The following is a 22,648-nucleotide window of genomic DNA, read 5'->3' on the forward strand; positions in this document are numbered from 1 at the left end:
GATGACAGACCGACACATCACCACCCCCGAGGTCGCCTTCGTGCTCGGCGGCGGGGGCGCCCTGGGAGGCCATCAGGTGGGCATGGTCCGTGCCCTCCTCGAACGCGGAATCACCCCCGACCTGGTCGTCGGCACGTCCATCGGATCGATCCAGGGCGCCATGGTCGCCAGGAACCCCACCCTCTCGGTGTGCGAGGAGATGGTGAGGTTCTGGGACGACTTCGTGAACCGCCGCGTCATGGGGATTACCCCGAGCAGCCTGCTCAAGGCGCTCACCCTGCGACCGGAGATGAAGTCGAACACGGCCGTACGGGGCCTCCTCGCCGACCACTTCCCGCGACCCGGCAGAATCGAGGAGCTCCAGGTCCCCTACCAGTGCGTCGCCGCGTCCATCGAGCGCGCCACCGTACGCTACTTCGACTCGGGCCCGCTGGTCCCCGCGCTCCTTGCCTCCAGCGCGGTGCCGGGCCTGTGGCCGCCCGTCAGGATCGGCGCCGAGCACTACGTCGACGGCGGAGTCACCGAATCCGTTCCGCTGGCGCGGGCCGTGGCCAGTGGCGCCCGCACCATCTACGTCCTGCGCATGCGCCAGAACGAACGCCCGCTGCGCCCCGCGCGCACCCCGTGGCAACTGGGCGCCACCATCTTCGAAGTCTCCCGTCGCCACCACCTGCACCAGGTGCTCAACAGCCGCCCCGACGGGGTCCGCATCCATGTGCTGCCCAGCGGTGAGGACGAGTTCGGCCAGGCCGAGGAACTGCCCTGGCCCACCAGGCGCCGTCAACTGACCGCCATCCACCGCCGTATCGACCTGAGCTACGCGGCCACCAGCCGCTACCTGGACGAGCGCCTGGCGCGACAGCCCGTCATCCCCCGCCGGACGGCATCCACGCCCTTCCCCGAGCGCGCAGCGAACGGGAAGGTCCCCCCGATGGTGGCGGAGAAGCACCGCCGGCAGTTCGTCCTCTTCGACCACGACACGGACGGAGCCGTCACCGCCGCGGACTTCACTGCCGCCGGGACGCGGATGGCGGCGCTGCTCGGCCACGAGACGGACAGCCTCCAGGCCCGCGCGCTGCGCGACGCGTTCGTCACGTACTGGCGCGGTGTGACGGCCGAGGCGGGCGCACCCCCCTCGGCGACGCTGCGGCAGGAGACGTTCACCGCGGCCCTGTCACAGCTCGTCCGCACGGCCACCGCCTACGACACATGCATCCTCCCGTCCGTCACCGCGATCCTGATGGCCGCCGACGACGACCAGGACGGACTCCTCAACGCGGCGGAGACGCGCCGGCTCCTTCAAGTCCTGGGGGCCGACGAACAGGACGCCGGGCACCTCGCGCGCCGACTGGACACCAACGGAGACGGCATGACGAGTCTGGACGAACTGAGCGAGTCGTTCCACGACTACTTCACCAGTGACGAACCCGGCTGTGTGGGCAACCTGCTCTTCGGCGGCACGGCCCGTCGCACATCCTGACCGTGGCCGCTACGGAATGCCCTCAACTGGCCCGGCAAGCAGGCCAGTTGCTCTGCGCGGTTTCCTGACAGCGAACCGGTGCGCACTTGCGGGCCCCCTGGACGGGCGCGGGTGCGCACCGGCCGTGGCGGCGGCGCGGGCAGATGGACCCGCCGGCGCGGTCAGGACGAGGTGTGCACCTCGATCGCGGCCCGCACGCCCGACTCGATGGCTCCTTCGATCCAGGCGGGCTTCAGCGACGTGTGGTCGCCGGCGAAACGCAGCGGGCCTTCGGGGGCGGCGATGTCATGGAACAGCTCGGTGTGCTGACCCGGGAGCAGCACGGATGCCTCGCCGTACGCGTAGGGATCCCGTGCCCAACTCTGCGTCCGGCCCGCCCCGGTGTAGAAGACCTCGATGCGCTGACCGTAGATCTCCTGGAGCCCGGACAGGGCGTGCGGGTAGCGGGCGTCGTCGTCGAAGGCGTCCCAGCGCATCGCGTCGTCGGCCCAGGTGTACGACGCGAGCACCACGCCGCCGGGGCTGCCCGCGACGGGGTGGGAGGGGTTGAAGGTGAACCGGTTGGGATTGTCGCTGACCGACCCTCCGCCGAGCGCCCCGACGGCGGCCGGCTGGTCCCGGGTGACGTTGCGGTAGGCGGCGTAGTAGGCGCGCTGGTCGTCGGAGAGGCGCTCCCCGGTGACGGAGTCGTGCCGGCCGAGCATGCTTCCGTCGGACGCCGCCCGGCCCGTGCGGTAGGCGTCGTAGAGCCCGGGCTCGATGGTGTCCAGCTCCCGCTTCCAGTCCGCCTCGGTGAACTCCCACCAGCGGCGGCTGAATTCGAGGACCACCTTGGTGGCACTGTCGTAGTGGAGCTCGGTGACGGCCCGGCGCTTGCCGTACGACATCTGGGGGGCGACCTGGATGTGCCGAAGACCCGAGAACGGCACCGTCACGATGGCCAGGTCCGCGGTGAACTGCTCGCGCACGGGCGGCCCTTGGCGCCCCTCGGACACCGTGTCGACCCAGACGTGCGGTCCCGGGGCGCTCACATGGGATGTGGCGGAATGGTCGCCGTTGGGGTCCCAGTACTCGATCCGCGTGACACGCCGGTTGAAGTGCAGGGAAGGCCGGACTTCCTTGAGCAGCGCGTCGGGCAGGGCCGCGGTGCCGCCGCGAAGCTCCCAGAACGTCGTCTGCGGGTTGATGAGCGCGGCGTCGAGGAAGCTGTGCAGGAACGACAGCGGCAGCCGGGAGGTGAGGTCCTCCAGGCAGCCCACCAGGTCGATGGTGGGCTCGTCCAGCTTCGCGAACTCGCTCAGGTAGCGGCGCATGGACCAGTCACCGAATCGTTCGATGACCCGGGCCCATCCGGCGATCCGCTGCTGGACCGGCTTGTCGGTGCGCCGGCCGTCCGCGCCCTGCGTACTGAACTCGTCCCGGACCGGCGCGAGGGCATCACTGAGGATCCGGCTCGACGGGACGTCCCAGAGCGCGCGGGGGACCCCGAAGGAGCGGTTGACGCGCCGCGGGTCGCGGGCGTAGTCGGCCCGGCGCACCCGCACACCGTTCACATGGATCCAGGTCTGCAGGGCGGCGCTGCCGTCGGCGTGCTGGTCCACCAGCCGGAACTTCTGCCGCTGCACGCCCAGATGATCGATGAGCGCCATCACCAGCGGGTGGCTCTCCGGAATGCGCATGGCGCCGGCCTCGGCGTACTGACGCGGGTCGGCGAACGGCTGCTCGGCCTGCTCGTGGCCGCCGGTCCTGAAGGTCTTGATCCTGCCACCCACGCGGTTGCCATTGGCTTCCAGGAGCGTGACCGTGTGCCCCGCGCGACGCAGCAGCATCGTCGCCACCAGACCCGCCGGGCCGGCCCCCAGCACCAGCACCTTCTTGCGCGGCGCGGCCGAGCGGGGGAGCCCGCTGCCCACCAGCGCCTTGAGGTAGGACGGCACGAGATCCTGGTCCTGCGGTCCGCGCAGCAGCAGGGCGCGTGCCACCTCGGCACATCGCTGGGACAGGGAGGCCGAAGCCGACGGGGTCTGCGCCGCGAGGGAGATGTCTCGGGCGGCGGCAGGTACTGCCGAAGTCGCCGCGACCGTGGCCGCGGCCGCGACGGAACCCACGGCGAAGCCGCGTCGGGACAGGGAGCCACCCCGGGGGGAGGCCCCGGACGGTTCAGTTGATTGCATGGCCACAACCTTGCAGCTCCGCAAGCCAGTTGCCGCACCCACCTTCGCGAGTTACCCCGTATGGACCATCCAGGAGTGAGGCGGGGAAGCAGTGCGCGACGGCTCTGGCTCAGGCGCCTGTCGGGGGGCGCGTTCCGGTGCACGCGACCCGCCACGTGATCTTGTGCGCCGCGGGTTCACGCTTGTGGACGCGCGGCGCTCATACCTCCGGGTGAGGCCGACGGACTTAACCGGTCGCCCGGGACCATGGTGCCTACGGTGACGTCACCGTGGTTGTCGGCCGACTGTCCGCGTCGACCGTTCGGGAGGGCGCATGATGCACCACCTGGCGTCTCTCTGGAAGCGCCTGCAATACCGCTTCGACAACCGGGTCTCGCGCAGTCCGGCCGTCCTCATCGGGTGGCTCGTCCTCATCTGCCTGACGGCCGTCGTCCCGATGAGCGTGCTCCTGGTCCAGTCCACCCGCCGGCCGCCCACCACCTTCACGGGGCAGTTGGTGGCCGTGTGGGTCAGCGTCGGGCAGACGCTGAAGATCGGCGGAGCGGTCGGTTCACCGCTCTACGTGTTCGCCTCCGTCGTGCTCGCCCTCGTGGCCCTGTTGTTCGTCTCGTCGCTGGTCAGTCTGATCACCACCGGGCTCAACGGCCGGATCATGAAGCTGCGTCGGGGCCATTCCACGGTCCTCGAAGTGCGGCACACCGTCGTACTGGGGTGGTCGGACCAGATCTTCCCCGTCATCGCGGAACTGGTGTCGGCCAACGCGAATCAGCCGAAGGCCGCCATCGCCGTCCTGGCGCCCAAGGACAAGGTGGAGATGGAGGACGCGATCAGCGCCCGCATCCCCACGACCGGCACCACGACCCTCGTCTGCCGCAACGGCTGCACCACGGATCCCGCGGCTCTCGCACGGGTCAGCCCCCGGTCCGCGAAGGCCGTGCTGGTGCTGCCGACACACGCGCAGGGCGGCGACGCCCATGTGGTGAAGACACTCCTGGCCCTCAACGCGCCCCTGCCGCCCGGCGTGGCCGGCAGCGGCGCGCAGGGGGCGGAGCGCACCCGGGGTGGCGGGGGCGACTCGGGTGCCGTCGGGAAGACATGGCTCGGCGTCGGCGGGAAGAAGTGGCTCGGCGCCGACAACGCGAACGCCTCCGGCGCCGAACCGTCCGTCAGCAAAAGCGGCGACCGTGACGCCGAGGCGGACACCGTCGCCGGCACAGAACGGCAGGACGGCGGCAGCGCGGGTGAGGCCGTCCTGGTCGCCGCCGTGCACGACACGGGCAACCGTCTCACCGCCGCCCTGGCCGCCGGACCGCGCGGACGCGTACTGGCCATCGACGACATCGTCGCCCGCCTGCTCGTGCAGACCGCACGCCAGCCCGGCCTCTCTCTCGTCTACCAGGAACTGCTCGACTTCGCGGGTGACGAGTTCTACGCCGTCCCCGCGGACGCGCTGACCGGCCGCACCTTCGGAGAAGCCCTCCTCGCGTACACCACCTCCTCAGTCGTCGGCCTCCTGCGCGCCGACGACTCGGTGGCACTCAACCCCAGCATCGACACGAGGATCACGGCGGACGACCGGATCATCGTCATCACGGAGGACGACGACACGGCCGTCCTCGAAGACGCCACGCCATTCGTCGACGCGGAAGCGATCGGGTCGGCTCCGCCTCGCGAGGCGACTCCGGAACGGCTGCTCCTGCTCGGCTGGAACCGGCGCGCGCCCCTCATCGTCGAACAGCTCGCCCTGTGCACCGGCGTCGGAACCACCCTGGACATCATGGCCCTCGCGGACGAGGACACCATGCGCAGCGCCTGCGACCTCGCCATCGGCCACGGAGTGATCGACGTGGTGCTGCACCGCGCGGACACCACGAACCGGGCCGTCCTCGAAGCGCTGGACGTGCCGTCCTTCGACAGCGTGATCGTCATCGCGGACCCGAACCACGCCTCGACCAAAGCCCTCGCCCCCGCCCCCGGCGCCACCTCCGCCGAAGGGAGTGCGGAGGTGGACGTGGACGACGCGACGCTGGTCACCCTGCTGCACCTACGGGCGATCGAGCAGGCCACAGGGCTGGAGATCCCTCTCACGACGGAGATGTCCGACGACCGCAACCGGCTGCTCGCACCGGCGCGTGAGGGCGCAGACTTCATCGTCAGCGGCCGTCTCATCAGCCTCCTCATGTGCCAGATCTCTGAAAGCCCCTACCTGGCCGCGCTCTTCGACGAACTCTTCACGGCCGAGGGCAACGAGGTGTATCTGCGACCCGCCGACGACTACATCCGGACGGCGGGCGAGGTCACGTTCGCCACGGTGGTGGCCGCCGCCCGCGACCGCCACGAGTGCGCCATCGGCTACCGGCTCCGCACACAGGCGGCGAGGGGACCGATGTACGGGGTCCGACTCAACCCCGACAAGCGGCAGCCCGTACGTCTGACGGCGCAGGACTGGGTCATCGTGCTGGCGACGGGGTGAGCTGGGCGAGGACGAAGTAAGGGGGGCCCGCAGGAGGGAGTGGGTGCCCGTAGGCTCCCCCGCGCGGGGGAGTGAGTCCCCGCTGGAGGGGGAGGCCACGGCCCGGTGGGCGGTGGCAACGTGGAGGGGACGCTGCGCCCCCTCACCCACCGGAGCTTGTGATGGCTGTTTCCCTCCCTTCGTCGGTCCTTCGAACTACCGCCCCCCGATGGGCAGTTGTGGCGGCATGGGTGACCGTACTGTGCACCGTGCCGTCGTGCCTGTGGCGACTCTCGCTCGCCTGCGGGGTCGATGTCGGCTTCACCGGCCGACTCGGTTCGCTGTACAGGGGAACGCCGATCACGGTCTACGTACTGATCCTGTCTGCGGTCTCGCAGGCGGCCGCATGTCTGACGCTCGGCCTGGTGAAACCCTGGGGCGAGCGGATCCCGCGATGGGCGCCATGGATGGGTGGCCGCCGGATCCCACCCTCGGTGGTGGTCATACCCGCGGCGGGGGGCGCCGCCGCGGTCATGGCGCTGTGCGCGGCGGTCAGCCTGGTGCCGGGCGGGCCGCTGGACAACCCGGACTTCCCCCACGGTGCGGCAGGCGTGGTCATGGACATCTGCTACGCCCCGCTGCTGGCCTGGGGCCCGCTGGTCGCCGCTCTCACGATTGCCTATGCGCGGCGACACCGGGTCGAATGAGCGGTGTACCCAGGTGTGCGTGCGTGTGCGTGTGCTCGGTCGGCGAGTGAGCGGGCAGTGCGTGAGGGCGCAGCCCGGCAGGACGAGTCGACGGGAAAGCCCGTTACGCCCTTGACCTCAAGCCAACTTGAGCTTCTACGGTCGACCACATCGAACAGACACAGACACAGACACAGACACAGGTGCCTCGGACACTGACAGGGGTTTCGGCCATGGAGTATTCGCACAGCGACACGGATCTGACCAAGCAGCCGATCGGCTACTGGAGTTGGGCGGCCTACAAGGCAGTGGTCACCCGCACCCGGAGCGCCCTCGCCGATATCGGCACCACTCAGCCGCAGTGGTGGGTGCTCGCCCAGATCGCGAACGCCGCCACCACCAAGACCCGTGACGACGTGTCCCACCTGCTGCGCAACTATCTCGACACCGGCCCGGGAATCATGGAGTCGGAGATCGACGCCACCATCGCCCAGGGCTGGATCACCGAGGACGTCGAGGGACGGCTCGGCATCACGGCTGAGGGCAGGACGTTCTACGACAAGGTCGCAGCCCTTCAGGACGAGCTGTGGACGGAGCGGCACGCGGGCATATCCGACGAGGAGTACCTGACGACCCTCAAGGTGCTCCAGAGGTTCGTTCACAACACGGGTGGGCGGGCCTGGCATCACTAGCGCTGCGGAAGCGTTTCGAGGGGAGCGTGACAGTACGGCTGCGATCGTACGGCTCGTGTCGTGGCCTCCGTCCTCGCCAGGGGAGGGCCACCTCGCGCGCCCGCGGCGGCCAATCGGGGTGTGCCAGATCGGACCCCGGGAGGTAGCTCGCGCGGGGGAGGTGGATCCTGCGTGCGGATGACGTGCTGTCGCAGGGGTGCGGACCATGCTCAAGTCATGTCAGCCACGCGCTCCCTGAACAACACGATGCGTCCCGTCCCGCACCGAACCCGAACCACCCGCCTCCGCTCAAGCGGCTGGCCCGGATATGCCGCGGCTGGATGGGGGTTGCTGTTCGCGGTACCCAGTTTCGTCTGGGCGACGGGCAACTCCTTCGGGGCGCGGTCGACAGTGTCGCCGTCGTTGGTGAAGCTCGCTCACGACGGGGTTCCATGGTTCGTGGCCGTCCTGGTGGTGACCGGCTTTCTGAAGCTCTTCGGGGCGTTGGTCGGCATCGTCCTGACGCGACCACGGAGCCCGCGGATCCGCCGGCTCGCGGTGTTCTGCGGGGCCGGTGCCGCGACCCTGCTCACATGGCACGGCGGCCTCTTCGTCGTCCAAGGTGTGCTGGTGAAGGCCGGATTCGCCTCTGTGGAGCCTGAGCTTGCCGGACTGACTGGTTGGTACCTCTATCTGTGGGGGCCGTGGTTCGTCATCGGCGGGCTGGCCTTCGCCGGAGCCACGGCACTGCGTGTCCGCGACAGCGACGATCGGCGCGAGCTGCGGCGCTACGGTGCTGTGGGGGTGCTGGGAGCGCTGGGTCTGTCGCTGGGCGCGATGGTTACTGGGATGGGGTGAGGCCCACTCAGCTTGCCGGCCTACAGGTGAGCGGCCTTCGTACAGGGGTGGCGACGTCGTCGGGGATCGAGCAGCGCATGATCGGGGCGATCGTCAGACCGTCTTGCGCGGCCCACTGCGCCGGTACCCCTCCCAGATCGGGCCACCCGCCGCGTCGAGAACTTCCCCGACGAGGGATGTCAGGGCTTCCGGTGCGTCGCGCAACGCGGCTTGCGCCGCTTCGTCCAGGCGAGCGGCCAGGTCAGGCGCGACGGGTTCGAGGCGCCGGGCCAGCCACTTGCCGTTGCCGAGCCACGTGCCGTGCATGAGCAACGCCAACTCGCCGCTACGCCGCACGAGTTCGGCCACGACGAACAACCGCTCCCCCGCGTCCGTACAAGCGGCGAAGTCGTCGAGCAGGTCCGTCAGTGCGTACCGGGCGTCTTCGAGTGCCGCGTCGGCGACCGGAGGTGGGCCCGCCGCCGCGAGGCGTTGCGCTGTCTCCGCGATCCGGGCGCCCGTTCCGTCGGCGTCGAGCAGCAGCGCACCCTCGGCACACATCCAGAGCAGGGGCGAATTCCGCTGTGCGATCTCCGGGGTCACGAATGCGTGCCAGGACTCTTCGGTGTGCACGAACAACTCCACGGGCCAGTCCGCGTACCGCAGGCTCTCCCGGTAGGGGGCGGGTGGGCCGTCGAGCAGGACGACAACGTCCAGGTCGGACCGGGCGGTTCGCCGGCTCGTCAGGACACTGCCACCGAGGAACGCCGCGCGGGCATCGGGGTGGCGCTGTAGAACAAGGGCACGGGCAAGCTCGAGTACGTCCATGGCCACAGTGTGCCGTGGCGGCGTTGTAGAGCGACGGCCCGGCGTGAGTGCCTCCGCGAGATCAGGGCCATGAGCAAGGCGTGGGTGGGCTTTTTGCGCCGGCCTCGACCGGCGCGACCGAGCCGAGCAGGCCCGGCCCGGCCCCCGAGCCGAACTGGGCAGGCCCAGCTCGGGCGCCCCCGAGCCGAGCTGGGCCCCGGGGCGCCCGGCGGCGGAAGGGTGGGACCGGTGCCGGCACGGCTCCCGGGTGCCGGCACCGGTGGCTCAGGGGAGGTTGACGACCTTGTGGGACGCGATGTTGTGCCACATCTGCTCGCCCGAGCAGGACCCGCCCGAACCGAACCGCCAGTCGTGCAGGTCCGGGAGCCCCGCGCCGTTGTAGATCCCGCGTCCGGCACCGCCGTAATTGCTGTTGCAGTACACCCAGACGTCGTCATTGGATCCGGGGTACCGCAGGTTCCACACCGATTCCGAGGTGTTCTTGCAGTCCCCCCAGCCGGCCGAGTCGCCCCACCAGGACCCGCACTCGTGCTGGTACCAGGTACCGAAGTAGGTGTGGAATCGGCCGTCCGCCGGATTGGCGGCCGTCGCCGCCGTCGATGCCGGTGCTGTTTCGGTGGCGTTCGCCATGACGGGTGTGGCCATCACGGCCAGGACGGTCAGGGCTGCGCCGGCGCATGTGGTTCGCAGAGAAGTCACGTTGCTCCTTCGTGGTGTGGGACATGGTGTGGGAGTGCGGGTGGTCGCGGGCGCCGGAAGTCGCGGCGTCACCGATGTGCGTCCGCTGAGACGACCGAGCGGGCGCGGGGCAGTGCCGAGAGACGGAGCCGGAGCCATGTGCTGACCTCACCCCAGTACTGCTTCCTCAGCTCCGCGTCGTACTTCTGGTCCAGCCGGGCGGCCGCCGCCGCCAGGCCGGAACTCTGCGCGCAGCCGGCCTCGGCGACCGCCATGGCGACCTCGCGCGCGTGCGGCAGCGGATGGTCGGAAGGCGGCAGCGCGGCGCGGGCCGCGGAAGGGTCCTTGAACGCGTACCCTGCGGTCCGCATGCATACGGACCACCGGTGTGTGCCGCTCCCGAACTCGCTGTCGGCGATGACCTTTGCGCCCCGCAACGCCGGGAGCGAGTCGATGGTGACCCGTGCCTGGAACCAGCCCGGCAAGTCGCGGTAGAGGGTCCGTTGGGCCTGTGACTCGCATCCCTGGGCACTGTGGGTGATCGTCAGGCCGTCCGGTGTACGTGCCGTCAGCCCGTCCGGCCGGGGTCCGTTGGCGGCGACGATGGCCGGTCCTCGGCGCTCTTGCGGGAGGCTCTGGAAATAGCGTTCGTTGGCGTCGTCGGTGCGGAGCTTCTCTCTCGCGCGGTCCAGGTCACTGCCGTAACCGTGCCGGCGCGCCCAGGACGTGTCGTCCACGACGTAGGGGAACTGCCGGGCGTCGCCCAGTGGTTGGCGAAGAACCGGCACATAGACGAAGCCCTCGTCCTTCATGCAGTCGCGCAGCAGTAGCTGTTCCGCCGAGTGCAGCAGGTCCTGCTCCGCCTCCGTCACCTCCCGCAACGGCTCGGCGGAGGCGGACCGTGATGGCTGGACCTGACGCGGGTCACGGGCCTCTTTCCCACCTGCGCCGGCGGCCGCGAATGTGCCCCCTGCCGCGAGCAGAACGACTGCGCCCCATAACGCGAAGCCATTGCGCACGTGCCGACGACGATCCGTGCCACTCGTGCCCGCCGCGCCGCATTGTGGTACCGGGTCGGCCCGCCGATCAGAGCCATCGGCTCCTCCGGACACGGACACAGAAAACTCCTCCACCAGCAACCTCCTTTCCTGTTCCGTTTTCCTGTTCCGTGACGACCTCGAAAGATCCTTCCGTTGCTCCGGCGAGAGCCTTCCGCTGGAGGCAACCCCGTATCGCGCTCCGCTGGACGCAATCCCAGATTCGGGACGGCGGGATTGTCCGTCCACAATTCGAGCCGAAGACGCAGCTCGGCCGCGGACAATGGGCGTTTGTCCGGCGGACGTGGATCAGTACGTCGGCGATGTCCGCAGATTCAAGCCATCGGCGGGACCACGTTGTCCCGGCAAGTGCTGGAGAGGTCGGGCCGCTTCTGGTCTCCTGGGCATCGCACTGGACGAGGCGGGTGGGGGGACGGTGCCCGCGCGGAGGCAGAGGAGTGCTCGAATGGGCAGGGCGGGACGTCTGCAAGGGGAGCCGCGAGGTGAAACTCCCCAGGCGAATGCGTTGGCGGTTTTCCTGCGAACCATGACGGAAGGCCGTACGGTCCGAGAGCTGGCGCGGTCGTACGGGGCCGGAAAGACCAGCTGGAGCGAATACCGCTCAGGGGCGAAAATCATCCCCCTGGCTCTCTTGGAACACGTGATAGCGCGCCGGGTGCGGGATGAAAGGAGCCGCACCGAACTCTGGCGCCGGGCACGGCAGTTACATGCCGCGGCGTGTGCGGCGGAAGCGGGTAAAATTCTGCCGGTGGCCGACCGGATACGCACATCCGGAGCGCAGGAACTGCTCCGCGAAGCCCAGCACGCCACCGCCGAACTCGCCCGGTCCGAGGAGGCTGTCCGTACGTTGCTCGGCCTGACGGCCAAATTGCAGAAGGAACTCGACGCGGTTCTCCAGCAGCGGGACCGCGCGGCCGGCCGCACGCGGAGGGAGATGCCGGGGGAGCGGCCGGAGCGGCCGGAGCGGCCGGCCGTCGCCGAGGCAGCGCGCGCTGATCACTCGTCCGCGGACCCAGGGCCGGCGGCCATGGCCTACGCGCAGGAAGAGCCTCGTACGAAGGAAGAGCCCCATACGCAGGAAGCGCCCCCCGCGCAGGACGTGGCCCCAGCCGGGGCCGGCACGGCAGGGACGGCGCTGGTCCTCTGGCAGCCACCGCGGAACAACCTGCGCCCTCGCGACGAGACGCTGGGCAGCACCGGCTCCGAGGTAGCGCTCCGGCAGCCGGGGTATTCGGTCCCCCTGCACTTTTCGTCCCGGGAGCTGTGTTTGACGCGTCCCGGGTCGCCGGACGTCGGGGGAGTGGTCCGCGCGAGGCGCGCGCTCGTGCGTCGCGCCGTTTCCCACCGTGTGAGCCACGGCCCACACGGACCACGGCGGCTGCTGCACGTGCTGTTGCTCGCCGCCTTCGTCCTCGTGTGCGGCGTGACGGCCACATCGGTGGAACCCGGACGCCGGCCGCCCCCTCGTCCAACGGCCGCATCACCAGCGACGGCCGCGCCGGGAACGATCATGCGTGAATACGCGCCGGACAAGTCCGGCGGGCCACTGCCCTCGGCGTCGACACGTCCTGCGCAATCGCACAGCCCCATTGCCGGACCGGCACCCCGCACACTCCCGGCCCCGGCCGTCCCCGCCCCCGACGTCCCGGCCGCTGAGCCGCCTCGACCCGTGGAGGTGGCTGCCCCCGAGGGCAGCGGCGTCTACGCCGTCGCCGCGGACGGCAAGGCGGTCGTCCAGTGGAGCGGTACGGGCTCGCAGTGGTCAGCCATCGGCGGTCCAGCAAAGGATCTTTACGCCGGCCCGGCCGGAGTGTTCGCCACGGATCCAGCGACGGGCGAACTGCGCGGCTACAGCGGCGTGCCCGGCCACTGGGGGGTCGTCAGTGGGCGCGCCGCTGGCTTCGCCATCAGCGGTGCGAACCTGTACCGACTGGCGGACGACCACAGCGGCGTCCACCGGTGGGACAAGCAGCGCGGCACCTGGCGGCAGATCGGCGGTCCCGCAGGGCGCATCTACGGTGGCGGGGCGGGACTGTTCGCCACCGATCCGGTGGACGGCCGGATCTTCGCCTACAGCGGCAACGGCTTGACCTGGTCGTACGCCGGAGCCGCCGGTGCCGAATTCGCCGTGACGAACCAGCACTTGTACGGGCTCAACCCCGAACGCAGCGCCGTTTTTCGGTGGACGGGCGAAGCCGGAAAGTGGAACCAGGTCGGTGGCGCGGCCACCACCATCTACGCGAGTCCCACGGAGCTGTTCGCCACCAACGGAGCCGACAGCGGCATGTGGCGTTATCGCGACGGCAGTTGGGCCCGCATCGGAGACGCCGGCGCGGGGTTCGGGGGGCGTGCCGAACGCGTCTACCGTCTCGACAGCGACCAGAAGGCGATCTGGGAGTGGGACGGCGCCGCCTGGAAGCGGATCGGCGGCCCGGCCCGCTCACTCGTGGTCGCAAGCTGATTTGGCCGGCCCTGGAGTTGACGTGCGGGCCCGCCACAGGCTGGACGCGGCCCGCTCACTTGCGGTTGCAAACTGACTTGCGCAGTTCCGGAGTTGACGTACAGGCCCGCCAGAGGCCGGACTCCCCCGCCCGAACCTGGCGGAAGCCGCCGCGCGAGGGACGGGGTGCTCATGCGGCGGCTCCGTCGGCGATCAGGCGTCGCGTCCGATGGTCTCTCGGATCCAGTCCGCATAGGCGGGAACGCTGGTGTACAGGCCGGGGCCGTCGGAGCACGCAACGCCCGGGGCGCCCGGCCCCGAGGTGACTCCGACGAGCTCCCAGCGCCGGTGCCCGCCCTTTTGCAGCTGTGGCCCGCCGGAGTCACCGAAGCAGGCCATGGCCTGGGGTACGCGGCTGATGGTGCACAGCCGGGTCGTGCCGGCGTAACCGGGTGCGCACTCGGCCGCGGCGCCCCTGCGGGTTTCGAGCTCCTGCAGTCGGTCGGCGAATTTCAGCTCCGTGTCGGAGGTGGTGCCGAAGCCCAGGATCCTGCTCGGGGTGCCCGGTCGCCCTGCCCGCTTCGCGAGGGGGACGGGCCGCTCGGCCACCGGTCGGTCGAGGCGGACCAGCGCGATGTCGTCCTTGTTGGCGCCGCCCTTGTAGCTGTTGACGTAGCCGGGGTGGACGACTGTCCGGTCGATCAGCCGGACGGTTCCCCCGGACTTGCGGCGGTCGCTGCCGATACGCACGGTGCCGTCGAGCACGAGATCCTCGCCCTGCACGCAGTGAGCCGCGGTCAGCACCCACTGCGGATCGATCAGGGAGGCCCCACAGGTCCCGTCGAGCAGCCCCTGCGCCGGGGCCGACTCCGGGATGGTCGCCATGAAGGCGTAAGGCCGGGTGGCGTCGCTCCCGTTGACGATCGCCCCGGCGCTGCCGGTCATCACCGTGCCGCACACCGCGGCCGCGAGAGCGCCGACGGCCGTGATGCGCGCCGCGCGGCCACGCAACGAGTTGGTGTTGAACACAGAAGGCCCCACTTCCTTGAAGATCCAGAAGTGTCCAGCCTGGCCGTTCACGATCCACCGGACCATCGGGCCAGTAGGCCCATGTGCACGCCAGGCAGCGGTCCCAGGTGCGGTGGGGATAACCCCCGGCCGGGCCGGGCCGGGCCGGGCTGGGCCGGGCGGGGGCGGGCGGGGGCGGGGCGCCGGGCCTTGGCCCTGACAGGCTTCGGCCCGGAGCCCGTTCGGCCAATGGTCCCTGTTCGGCCAATGGTCCCCATGCGCGCCCCATGTGGGCCGCGACGTTCCGACAGCGCGCCTCCCGTCCGGTCCTCAGGGCAGCGTCTTGATCCACCCCGTGATCACGTCGACATACTGCTGTGCCATCGGCTCGTGCAGGGTGTGCGGAGCGTCGAGCTGCCTGAACGTCACTGGCCGGCCGGTGGATTCCAGCAGACGGCGGGCCTGGGCCGCTTGAATGTCCGTCATGGCGCCCATGAGCCGCCCGGTTTCGGGGTCGGTCATGTGGAAGTGGTGGGTGAGCAGCACCGGCGCCCTGACCTGAGCGAGCATCGTGGCGTGGTCGACGCCCGCGTTGGCGGTGTCGTCCGCCCATGCCCGGCCCCATTCGGGGTCGTACTCCTTCAAGTGCTGCACCGGAGTGGCGGACGCGCCCGCCTCGGGGTCGCCGTCGCCCATCATGAAGCCGATGCCGGGGTGCAGGAACTCGGGCAGTTCGGTAGGGGCGGCCCTGACCATGCCGGTCCAGTCACCGATCGACCATTGCGGCCCCAGCCACTTCGCCCAGAGGGCGAAAATCGGTCCCAGGGTCTGCGCCATGCCGGGCCCGTAGGGCGGGGCGGCCTGAGAGGAGAACAGCGGAGGGTCCTCCAGGATGGCGCCGCGAACCAGGCCCGGCTTTCCATAGGCGGCCACGTAAGCGGCGATGATCCCGCCGGAGGAGTTCCCTGCCACGACCACCGGCCGCCGGACGACCAGATCGATGAACCGCTCCACGTCGGCGCCCCAGGTGCCCAGGTTGTAGCGCCCCGGCGTCCAGGTGGAGCGGCCCTGCCCGCGCAGGTCGATCGCGAACACCTGGAACTCGGAGCTGAGCAGCCCGATCGCCTCCTCGTATCCCCACCAGGACTCGCCCTGCGCGGGGACGAGCAGCAGCGCCGGGGAATCCGGGTGGCCCTCGACGACGTAATTCATGCGGATCTCACCGAGGTCCACCAGCTGCTCGGTGAACCGGTGCGGGACAAAGCTGTCGGCGCGATCTGTGGCCTCTGAGATACCCATGGTCGTACTCCTCGTGCGGCAGGCCCCTGGAGCCGGCGGCTACCTGCGTGTTCATCCTGGCTATGAGCCACCGGATCGGCGACCCGGCACGACCGTAGGGGCCGTATAGGACAGAGGCGGTCCTCAACGCGCCCATGGCCCATCCCGACTTCGCCTCCGCACGGGGACCGCGCTACCTCGCCCACGCAGGGGGATCGCGCCGTGACCGCTCCTCCGAATCGATGACGTTCGGGCCCCAGCGGCTGAGCGACACCGCAGGGGCGGTGGTGGCCGCGCCGCGACCTATGGCGCTGCCCTGCGCGACATCAGGTACATGCTGCCGGCGTCGGGATCGCCGAAGAAGAAGAACAGGACCAATGCGTCATGCCGGTCGTGGTCGACAAAGAAGGACCACGTATAGGCGGAGGGGGGCGGAGGGGCCGGAACGTCGACCGGTGTCGTGGAGGAACGGCTCGCGACCTCCGTCCGACCCGTGAGCCTGAGAAGGACGAGCTGTCCGCTCTCGCTGTCGGTGAGCTTCCAGGTCCCCGTCCCGGACAGGCGCCAGCCGCGGTCGAAGTCGAAGTCCTGGCCGTCGAGCTTCTCGATCGAGGCTGTTCCGTCCGGCCGGAACATGACACGAGTACCCTCGACGTTCTCCCAGGCCCCCACGACTTCGCCGGCCTTCGCACCGTGAAACCCCGTGCCCCTGTAGTACTGATACGGGCCGCACGCCGTCAACAGGCCCAGAGCCATGGCGAAGACGATGACGCCCATCCTGTACGAACGCAGCCCACTTCTGCCCCACATATGGATCCCCCTGACCCGCGTCTGACCCGCGTCGGCCGAGCAGGCCGTTGGATGCACACCTTGTCAGAGTTATTGAACGCGTTCAACTCGGTGCGAACGTGACGCTGCGCCAGGGATTCGAGGGGCGGTGGGCAACGCATGGACGCCCTCCTCTGCTCGCTGCCGCGCCCTCTTCAGCGCGCGGCACGGATCAGTAGCCGGCCCGGTGACCTGCTGAAAGGACGGATCTAGGACGGCAGCAGGACGCGCCTCCGTAGGTTCACCCGCACCGCGAGCGCCGGCGAGTCGAGCGGCGCCGCTCAGCTCCCCGTGGCCAGGGTCCTGGCTCCGGGGCCGACCCCAGGGGGGAACAAGTGCCGGAGTGGACCGGAGGACTCGTCAAGGCCGTGGTCACGGGGCTCGTCGCCGTCAGCAGCGTGACCATCGGAGCCGGCAACGCTCACGCCGACAGCGCGTATGCGTGCCGCTCCGGGGACCCGAACCATCCCGGACGCTATGTGTCCGTGGTCGGCCGCTACGACCTGGTCGACCTCGACTCCTGTTACGACGTCCTGTCGGACGGCCGCACGATCGAAGCGAAGGTCCCCTTCCAGCAGGCAACCGGCGGCGCGCTCACGTACTGCGCGCACGCGCTCAACGTGAACAACATCTACGGTCCCTGGGCGCACGACTTCGGCTGCACGTCCTCCTCCGAACTGGGTGGATGGGTGTGGGCGGGCAAGGACGCCCCGTACGGTCCATCCTGGTCGGACTGGACCGCCCCGGCCGGTACGTACGTGATCTCCACGGGCGTCTGGTACCAGGGCCACTACTACGGTGACGTCCAGAGCCCGAGGACCACGATCGGGTAGCCGATCGCAAGGGCTGCCATCCATCACGTGCCTGGGCGCCGACCGTGCTCCGCGCCCACGCCGAACATCGGGCGGCGGCCTGCCCGTTACCCCTGCTGATCAGAGTGCGATCGACCGGTGCTTGAGGGCCTCGTCCACGATCCACTCCGCCGACGCGTCCTCAACGACAGTCGAGGAATGGAAGATCAGATCGCGCAATCGGGGATGCGGCACGTTCGCCTCCAGTAGCCGGAGATAGAAATCGCTCTCCGGCGAGGCCGTCAGCAGCCGGCGAACGATCTCGATCAGCTCGTCCCGGGCGATGCCCGCGACCACGGGGCGAGCCGGCCGGGCCGCCTCCCTCGCGAACTCCTCGACCCCGAGGAGCAGGCCGCGTCGTACGCCGCCGACCCGTACGTTCAGCTATTTCACCCCCGCTCTGCGGCGACCTGGGGCGAGGGTGCGTGTGCGGGCGGGCCGATGCGGAGCGCGTTTGATCGGTCGGTGGCTCCTTGCCTGGCGACCCTCGAATTGCCTGGCGCCCCCCGAACTCGCGTGACCGTGGCGCGGTTTCCCGGAGGCGCGGTTCCCATGCGCGGAAACCGCGCCACGGCCACATCAGGCCCGTACCCGCGATCCGGGCAGTAATGACTCCCACACCCAAAGTGATGAGGTACAGCAAAAAGATGGGTGCCCCCCGCCGAAGCGTGGGGCACCCATCTCTTTGCTCAGCTGCGCCGGCTACCAGCGATACCAGCGGCCGCTTCCTCCCTTGGGACGGGCGATGAATCCGATCAGCCACACGACGAGCACGATGATCGCGATCCACCACAGGGCCTTCAGGGCGAAACCCGCGCCGAAGAGGATCAGAGCCAGCAGAAGAACGAGAAGCAGGGGAACCATAGTTATCAACCTCCGAGGCATCGAATGCCCCGGCCTCCTCTGTTGACACAGCCTCCGCGGGATTGTTTGGATAATTCCTGTCCGGGAATTCGCTTGGAGCGTGTATCCCCGGACGGTAAGGCAGTAGCCGAAGAGCCAGGCGATCGACCGCTCAATCTTCCTACGGTGCCGGCCGAGGCGCTCGCTGGGCTCGATACCGGGTCGGGCGCTTCGCGGGGCGAGCTGTGACCGCGGAGCCAGCGCAGGTGTTCCGCGAAGTGGTACGCATTGTCCGCGCGAATTTTCACCGGTCGCCGTCGCGGTCCGCTCCGGATGATGCCCCATCAACCAGCGGCGAGGTGAAACATCTTCTACGGAGCGAGCTCCGCCCACCGTGCCGGGCCGGCATGCGTTGCTTGCTTGGAGTGCACTCCAAGGCCCTAGCGTTGGGACAGCTGAACCGAACACCCAACAGGTCGCTGCGTCATCACGCACGACCGCACCACGCATGGCCAACGGGAAGGCGGCACAGCCGTGGGCAACCACTTCACAACGCATGCGGCACTCTTCGATCTGACGGGAAAGCGCGCACTCGTCACCGGTGGCACCAGAGGCATCGGCATGATGATCGCGCGTGGTCTGCTCCAGGCGGGCGCCAGCGTGGTCATCAGCTCACGCAACGCAGAAGCGTGCGCCCGAGCGCAGGAACAGCTGTCCGCATTCGGTGAGGTGCGGGCCATCCCCGCCGATCTGTCCCGCCACGACGAGTGCCGGCGACTCTCCGACCTCGTCACCGTCGGCGCGGAGCAACTCGACATCCTCGTCAACAACGCGGGCGCCATATGGGACGAGCCGCTGGCGACGTTCCCGGACGCAGCCTGGGACACGGTCGTCGACCTCAACCTGAAGTCGCCGTTCTGGCTGGTCCAAGCACTGCTGCCGGCACTTCGCAAGGCGGGCACGGTTGACGATCCCGCCCGGATCATCAACATCGGCAGCATCGCCGCCATCCACATCCCCCAGCGTCCCAACTACTCGTACTCCAGCAGCAAGGCCGCACTGCATCAACTCACCAGAGTGCTCGCGAAGGAACTAGGACCCCAGCACGTCACCGTGAACGCCGTGGCGCCGGGGCCGTTCCCGTCGATGATGATGGCTGCGACCCTCGACGAGTTCGGTGAGGCGATCGCCGCGTCGGCCCCCCTGCGCCGGATCGGCCGCGATGACGACATGGCGGGTGTCGCCGTGTTCCTCGCCGGCCGGGCAGGCGCCTACCTGACAGGCACTGTGATCCCCGTCGACGGCGGCATCGCCACGACCGCGTAGGCCGTCCAGGGCCCGCCCGGTGCGATGGGGTGTGCGCCTGCGCGGGGCCACCCGCAAAGCCGCCGCCAAGACCGCCGCGTCCGGCAGGGCCCCTTCCCGCACCCGGACCCCTTCGCTACGGCCGCGGGCCTGCTCCTGCGGTTCAGCTCCGGGTATCCGGGCGGGCCGGTGCGTACGGGCTCAGATCGGTTGGCCCGGCTTGGGGCGCGGTGTTCTGTCCATGTGGGCCGAGCGTGCCTGGGTGATTCTTCGACGGCGGCGAGCAAGGCCGCCTAGCCCAGGGCCGCGTCCACCATGCGACGGGTGACGACTGTCAGTTCGGCCAGGTCCGGGGCGGGCCGGGACCTGGCGAGGGCGCCCGCGAGGCGGTCGTAGAGGAGGCCATCGGTCCAGCCGACCAGGAGTTCCGCGGACTCCTCGGGTCGCTCCGCCCCCAGGCCGCCAAGGACTTCGGCGACCCGGGCCCGTGCGCCGAGGCCCGCCCGGTGGAAGGCGCTCTCCAGCTCAGGATTGCGCGCCGCTTCCAGGCTCAACTCGAAGCGAGCCAGCTGCCGGGCCCGCCCGGTGGTCAGCCACCGGTGCAGCAGGGCGGCTAGCGCTGCCGCCACCGCATCGCGGTCCGGGAGTGACGGCTGTCCGTCGCCGTGAAAGTCGCCCAGGTCCAGCTCGGCGAGCCGCTGGTAGCAGGCGCCGATCAGCGCCGTTCGCGTACGGAAGTAGTACGAGGTGCTGCCGCTCGGCAGCTGCGCCGCGGCATCGACCGCTCTGTGGGTCAGACCGCGCAGCCCGGCGGAGGCCACGAGACCGATCGCCGTGTCCGCGATCAGGGTTCTGCGATCAGGGGTGGACATGCCGTCACTCTACAGCTGTAGAGTGGTGACATGCCTCTACGGGTGTAGAGGATCTGAGGTGAGGGGGACTCGTCATGGCGAGGACTGCACGCCACGCGGTCGTGGTGGGGGCGGGGATCGGCGGGCTGACGGCGGCGGTGGCCCTGCAACGGCGCGGCTGGCGGGTCACGGTGTGCGAGCGGGGGCCCGGACCGTCAGCGGCCGGCGCCGGCATCGTCCTGGCCCCCAACGCCCTTCGGGCCTTCGATGCCATCGACTTCGATGCCACCGACACCACGGGTCGCATGCTTCCGGCCGCGCTGGGTCTGCGGCGCCCGGGCGGAGACTGGCTCAACCGCGCCGACACCGCCGCGATGGCGGTCCGGTACGGCCGGCCTCCGCTCGCCGTGTACCGCCCGGCCCTCGCGGCCGCGCTGGCCGCCGCGCTCCCAGAAGGCGCGATCCGGTACGGCATGACCGTCACTGCGGTCGATGACGTCCACGGCAGCCCGGTCCTTCGCACTCCGTCCGGGGACGTCGATGCCGACGTGGCGATCGCTGCCGACGGCATCCGCAGCACCCTGCGCCGCCAGCGCTTCCCCGACCACCCCGGCCTGCGGTACAGCGGGGAGACCGCCTGGCGCACCGTAATGTCGGCCGACGGGCTCGCGGATCTCGCCGCCGCCGAGACCTGGGGCCGGGGCGAGCGTTTCGGCGTGGTTCCGCTGGCGGACGGCCGGGTCTACGTCTACGCCACCGCCGTGGTGCCCGAGGGGTACGAGCCCGTCGATCTCCGCGCCGAACTCCTGCGCCGCTACGGCACTTGGCACGCCCCGATCCCGGCGCTGCTGGACCGGATCGTCCCGTCGGCCGTGCTCCAGCACGACCTGTACGACCTGGCCGCGCCGCTGCCCCGCTACCACCAGGGCCGGCTCGTCTGGCTCGGCGACGCGGCCCACGCCATGACCCCCAACCTCGGCCAGGGCGGTTGCCAGGCCATCGAGGACGCCGTGGTGCTCGCGCACCTGCTGGACGGCGACGACGTACCGGCGGCCTTGGCCGCGTACAGCCAGGCCCGCCTTGCGCGTACCGATGCCATCCGCGTCCGCTCCCGCCGTGCCGGCCGGGTCGCCGCCCTCACTCACCCCCTCGCGGCGGCCGCCCGCGACCTCGCCGTCCGCGCCACCCCGGCCCGCGCCACGCAACGCGCCCTGGACGACCTCTTCAACGGCTTCAGCCTTCCCGCCGCGTCGGTAACACCGGGCTCGGCGCTGCGATGAGAGACGAGGGTCCGTGATCCGCGCCGTTCGACTGACCTCCGGCGCGGGCGAAGAGTTGCCCGAGCTAGTGCGACAGGGGCGCTTCGCGGACCGGGGCGCCGTCCGGCTCGTCCGTCGCCTCCCAGCGCAAAAGGTCTCCCGGCTGGCAGTCGAGTACTTCACAGAGGGCGGCGAGCGTGGCGAAGCGCACCGCTTTGGCGCGGCCGTTCTTGAGGACCGCCAGATTGGCCGGGGTGATCCCGACGCGTTCGGCAAGCTCTCCCACGGCCATCTTCCGCCTGGCCAGCATCACGTCGATGTCGACGACGATCGGCATCAGATCACCTCGTCCAGCTCGGCCTTCAGTTGTGACGCCTCGACATCGCGCGCGACGGCCTGATGCAGCAGCATCCGCAGCACGACCACGACGAGCGCGACTCCGAGCACCGCGAGTCCCATCCCGCCGATGAGGAGCACGACCCCCGGCGCGACGGCCTCGCCCGGCGCGAGGACGGCGCCAAGAACCCACAGGAGAACGGCCGCTGTTAGGAAAGCGCCGGTCACGAGGTCCACGTAACGGAACGCCGAGCGGGAGAAGACCGTGCCGCGCCGGGCCATGGTCGCCAGTCGCCACACACACATCAGGACGACCTCCGCGCATGCGATCACCAGGACGACGATGGTCAGCACACCCGCGCGCGGGACGTCCGCCGCGTCGTCGTCGAAACCGCCCGTCCCGCGGAACAGCAACACGGCCATCACCACCTGCAGGAACGCGGAGCCGCCGAGCAGCGCCACGATAACGGAGCGCAACGCCGGCACCGTCAGGTTCTTCATGAGCCTCTCCCTCTATCGAGCCTCGACCATATTCGATCGTTTCTCGATAGGTCAATCAGCGAGCGGGGCCGAGTGCTGATGGCCCGAGAGGCCGACGTCGAGCAGCCCTGCCCCCGGCACCCCGCACCCCGTCGGCGAACACCGGACGACCAAGACCTGGGTGACGGCTCGGCAGTCACCGGCGCCGCTTCAGCGGACGCGAGTCCGCGCCTGAACCGGTTGGTTCATGTACGGGCTGGCGGCTGGCGGCGATGGACACCGGACTGCTCGTCCAGCACCGCACA

At 70.1% G+C, this 22,648-nt stretch carries 21 protein-coding genes; 9 read left to right on the top strand and 12 right to left on the bottom strand.

The window, feature by feature from the left end; all coding sequences use genetic code 11:
- Position 1 precedes the first annotated feature (1 nt).
- The gene (locus ACGF3I_RS14710) at positions 2-1,480 is read left to right on the top strand and encodes a patatin-like phospholipase family protein (protein WP_393131812.1); all 1,479 of its coding nucleotides are present in this window, start codon (positions 2-4) and stop codon (positions 1,478-1,480) included.
- A gap of 161 nt (positions 1,481-1,641) precedes the next feature.
- Here the strand turns inward: ACGF3I_RS14710 and ACGF3I_RS14715 are convergent, their stop codons facing one another.
- Complete coding sequence (locus ACGF3I_RS14715) at positions 1,642-3,654, bottom strand: flavin monoamine oxidase family protein (RefSeq protein ID WP_393131814.1); 2,013 nt, start codon at positions 3,652-3,654, stop codon at positions 1,642-1,644.
- A gap of 313 nt (positions 3,655-3,967) precedes the next feature.
- On the opposite strand from ACGF3I_RS14715, the gene ACGF3I_RS14720 reads away from it, so the two are divergent.
- From ACGF3I_RS14720 to ACGF3I_RS14735, 4 genes are all read left to right on the top strand, one after another.
- On the top strand, positions 3,968-6,127 hold the full coding sequence (locus ACGF3I_RS14720; protein WP_393131816.1) for an NAD-binding lipoprotein: 2,160 nt from the start codon (positions 3,968-3,970) through the stop codon (positions 6,125-6,127).
- 230 nt (positions 6,128-6,357) lie between these two features.
- On the top strand, positions 6,358-6,813 hold the full coding sequence (locus tag ACGF3I_RS14725; protein WP_393131818.1) for a hypothetical protein: 456 nt from the start codon (positions 6,358-6,360) through the stop codon (positions 6,811-6,813).
- Positions 6,814-7,025: 212 nt separating this feature from the next.
- Positions 7,026-7,484 (top strand): MarR family winged helix-turn-helix transcriptional regulator, encoded by a 459-nt coding sequence (locus tag ACGF3I_RS14730; protein ID WP_393131820.1) that lies wholly within the window; start codon positions 7,026-7,028, stop codon positions 7,482-7,484.
- A gap of 327 nt (positions 7,485-7,811) precedes the next feature.
- Positions 7,812-8,321, top strand: coding sequence for a DUF3995 domain-containing protein (locus ACGF3I_RS14735; protein ID WP_393131822.1), 510 nt, complete (start codon positions 7,812-7,814; stop codon positions 8,319-8,321).
- Positions 8,322-8,414: 93 nt separating this feature from the next.
- Here the strand turns inward: ACGF3I_RS14735 and ACGF3I_RS14740 are convergent, their stop codons facing one another.
- The 3 genes from ACGF3I_RS14740 to ACGF3I_RS14750 form a co-directional block, all read right to left on the bottom strand.
- Entirely contained in the window at positions 8,415-9,128 is a 714-nt protein-coding gene (locus ACGF3I_RS14740) for a nucleotidyltransferase domain-containing protein (protein ID WP_393131824.1), read from the bottom strand.
- Positions 9,129-9,392: 264 nt separating this feature from the next.
- Complete coding sequence (locus tag ACGF3I_RS14745; protein ID WP_393131826.1) at positions 9,393-9,827, bottom strand: hypothetical protein; 435 nt, start codon at positions 9,825-9,827, stop codon at positions 9,393-9,395.
- A 68-nt stretch (positions 9,828-9,895) separates the two neighbouring features.
- The gene (locus tag ACGF3I_RS14750) at positions 9,896-10,678 is read right to left on the bottom strand and encodes a hypothetical protein (protein WP_393131828.1); all 783 of its coding nucleotides are present in this window, start codon (positions 10,676-10,678) and stop codon (positions 9,896-9,898) included.
- Positions 10,679-12,533: 1,855 nt separating this feature from the next.
- Between ACGF3I_RS14750 and ACGF3I_RS14755 the strand changes: the two genes are divergently transcribed.
- Positions 12,534-13,325, top strand: a complete 792-nt coding sequence (locus tag ACGF3I_RS14755) for a hypothetical protein (RefSeq protein ID WP_393131830.1) — start codon at positions 12,534-12,536, stop codon at positions 13,323-13,325.
- 192 nt (positions 13,326-13,517) lie between these two features.
- Here the strand turns inward: ACGF3I_RS14755 and ACGF3I_RS14760 are convergent, their stop codons facing one another.
- From ACGF3I_RS14760 to ACGF3I_RS14770, 3 genes are all read right to left on the bottom strand, one after another.
- Positions 13,518-14,399 carry a S1 family peptidase gene (locus ACGF3I_RS14760; protein ID WP_393131832.1) on the bottom strand — a complete coding sequence of 294 codons (882 nt, stop codon included), beginning with the start codon at positions 14,397-14,399 and terminating at the stop codon, positions 13,518-13,520.
- Between the two features lie 243 nt (positions 14,400-14,642).
- The gene (locus tag ACGF3I_RS14765) at positions 14,643-15,611 is read right to left on the bottom strand and encodes an alpha/beta fold hydrolase (protein WP_393131834.1); all 969 of its coding nucleotides are present in this window, start codon (positions 15,609-15,611) and stop codon (positions 14,643-14,645) included.
- Positions 15,612-15,893: 282 nt separating this feature from the next.
- Positions 15,894-16,367 (bottom strand): hypothetical protein, encoded by a 474-nt coding sequence (locus ACGF3I_RS14770; protein ID WP_393131836.1) that lies wholly within the window; start codon positions 16,365-16,367, stop codon positions 15,894-15,896.
- Positions 16,368-16,753: 386 nt separating this feature from the next.
- Here ACGF3I_RS14770 and ACGF3I_RS14775 point away from each other — a divergent pair, with 386 nt between their 5' ends.
- Complete coding sequence (locus ACGF3I_RS14775) at positions 16,754-17,251, top strand: hypothetical protein (RefSeq protein WP_393131838.1); 498 nt, start codon at positions 16,754-16,756, stop codon at positions 17,249-17,251.
- Between the two features lie 99 nt (positions 17,252-17,350).
- Here ACGF3I_RS14775 and ACGF3I_RS14780 read toward each other — a convergent pair whose 3' ends face one another.
- Positions 17,351-17,566, bottom strand: a complete 216-nt coding sequence (locus tag ACGF3I_RS14780; RefSeq protein ID WP_393131840.1) for a hypothetical protein — start codon at positions 17,564-17,566, stop codon at positions 17,351-17,353.
- Positions 17,567-17,971: 405 nt separating this feature from the next.
- Complete coding sequence (locus tag ACGF3I_RS14785) at positions 17,972-18,133, bottom strand: hydrophobic protein (protein ID WP_393131842.1); 162 nt, start codon at positions 18,131-18,133, stop codon at positions 17,972-17,974.
- Positions 18,134-18,646: 513 nt separating this feature from the next.
- Between ACGF3I_RS14785 and ACGF3I_RS14790 the strand changes: the two genes are divergently transcribed.
- Entirely contained in the window at positions 18,647-19,438 is a 792-nt protein-coding gene (locus ACGF3I_RS14790; protein WP_393131844.1) for an SDR family oxidoreductase, read from the top strand.
- Positions 19,439-19,710: 272 nt separating this feature from the next.
- Here ACGF3I_RS14790 and ACGF3I_RS14795 read toward each other — a convergent pair whose 3' ends face one another.
- Complete coding sequence (locus tag ACGF3I_RS14795; protein WP_393131846.1) at positions 19,711-20,289, bottom strand: TetR/AcrR family transcriptional regulator; 579 nt, start codon at positions 20,287-20,289, stop codon at positions 19,711-19,713.
- Between the two features lie 74 nt (positions 20,290-20,363).
- On the opposite strand from ACGF3I_RS14795, the gene ACGF3I_RS14800 reads away from it, so the two are divergent.
- Complete coding sequence (locus tag ACGF3I_RS14800; protein ID WP_393131848.1) at positions 20,364-21,548, top strand: FAD-dependent oxidoreductase; 1,185 nt, start codon at positions 20,364-20,366, stop codon at positions 21,546-21,548.
- Between the two features lie 64 nt (positions 21,549-21,612).
- Here ACGF3I_RS14800 and ACGF3I_RS14805 read toward each other — a convergent pair whose 3' ends face one another.
- Positions 21,613-21,864: a helix-turn-helix domain-containing protein gene (locus ACGF3I_RS14805; protein WP_393131850.1), complete on the bottom strand. Its 252-nt coding sequence runs from the start codon at positions 21,862-21,864 to the stop codon at positions 21,613-21,615.
- Positions 21,864-22,364, bottom strand: coding sequence for a DUF2975 domain-containing protein (locus ACGF3I_RS14810; RefSeq protein WP_393131852.1), 501 nt, complete (start codon positions 22,362-22,364; stop codon positions 21,864-21,866). The genes ACGF3I_RS14805 and ACGF3I_RS14810 overlap by 1 nt, the downstream gene beginning before the upstream one ends.
- Between the last annotated feature and the right edge of the window lie 284 nt (positions 22,365-22,648).

It is taken from the genome of Streptomyces sp. NPDC048111, assembly GCF_043202815.1.
In the GTDB taxonomy this organism is placed as follows: Bacteria; Actinomycetota; Actinomycetes; order Streptomycetales; family Streptomycetaceae; genus Streptomyces.

What these genes read in the sequence shown, in the direction of transcription:
- ACGF3I_RS14805 (WP_393131850.1), bottom strand. Translation starts at nt 21,864, where the DNA reads ATGCCGATCGTCGTCGACATCGACGTGATGCTGGCCAGGCGGAAGATG.
- ACGF3I_RS14795 (WP_393131846.1), bottom strand. Translation starts at nt 20,289, where the DNA reads ATGTCCACCCCTGATCGCAGAACCCTGATCGCGGACACGGCGATCGGT.
- ACGF3I_RS14710 (WP_393131812.1), top strand. Translation starts at nt 2, where the DNA reads ATGACAGACCGACACATCACCACCCCCGAGGTCGCCTTCGTGCTCGGC.
- ACGF3I_RS14760 (WP_393131832.1), bottom strand. Translation starts at nt 14,399, where the DNA reads ATGGTCCGGTGGATCGTGAACGGCCAGGCTGGACACTTCTGGATCTTC.
- ACGF3I_RS14740 (WP_393131824.1), bottom strand. Translation starts at nt 9,128, where the DNA reads ATGGACGTACTCGAGCTTGCCCGTGCCCTTGTTCTACAGCGCCACCCC.
- ACGF3I_RS14715 (WP_393131814.1), bottom strand. Translation starts at nt 3,654, where the DNA reads ATGCAATCAACTGAACCGTCCGGGGCCTCCCCCCGGGGTGGCTCCCTG.
- ACGF3I_RS14770 (WP_393131836.1), bottom strand. Translation starts at nt 16,367, where the DNA reads ATGGGCGTCATCGTCTTCGCCATGGCTCTGGGCCTGTTGACGGCGTGC.
- ACGF3I_RS14800 (WP_393131848.1), top strand. Translation starts at nt 20,364, where the DNA reads ATGGCGAGGACTGCACGCCACGCGGTCGTGGTGGGGGCGGGGATCGGC.
- ACGF3I_RS14720 (WP_393131816.1), top strand. Translation starts at nt 3,968, where the DNA reads ATGATGCACCACCTGGCGTCTCTCTGGAAGCGCCTGCAATACCGCTTC.
- ACGF3I_RS14730 (WP_393131820.1), top strand. Translation starts at nt 7,026, where the DNA reads ATGGAGTATTCGCACAGCGACACGGATCTGACCAAGCAGCCGATCGGC.
- ACGF3I_RS14765 (WP_393131834.1), bottom strand. Translation starts at nt 15,611, where the DNA reads ATGGGTATCTCAGAGGCCACAGATCGCGCCGACAGCTTTGTCCCGCAC.
- ACGF3I_RS14785 (WP_393131842.1), bottom strand. Translation starts at nt 18,133, where the DNA reads ATGGTTCCCCTGCTTCTCGTTCTTCTGCTGGCTCTGATCCTCTTCGGC.
- ACGF3I_RS14810 (WP_393131852.1), bottom strand. Translation starts at nt 22,364, where the DNA reads ATGAAGAACCTGACGGTGCCGGCGTTGCGCTCCGTTATCGTGGCGCTG.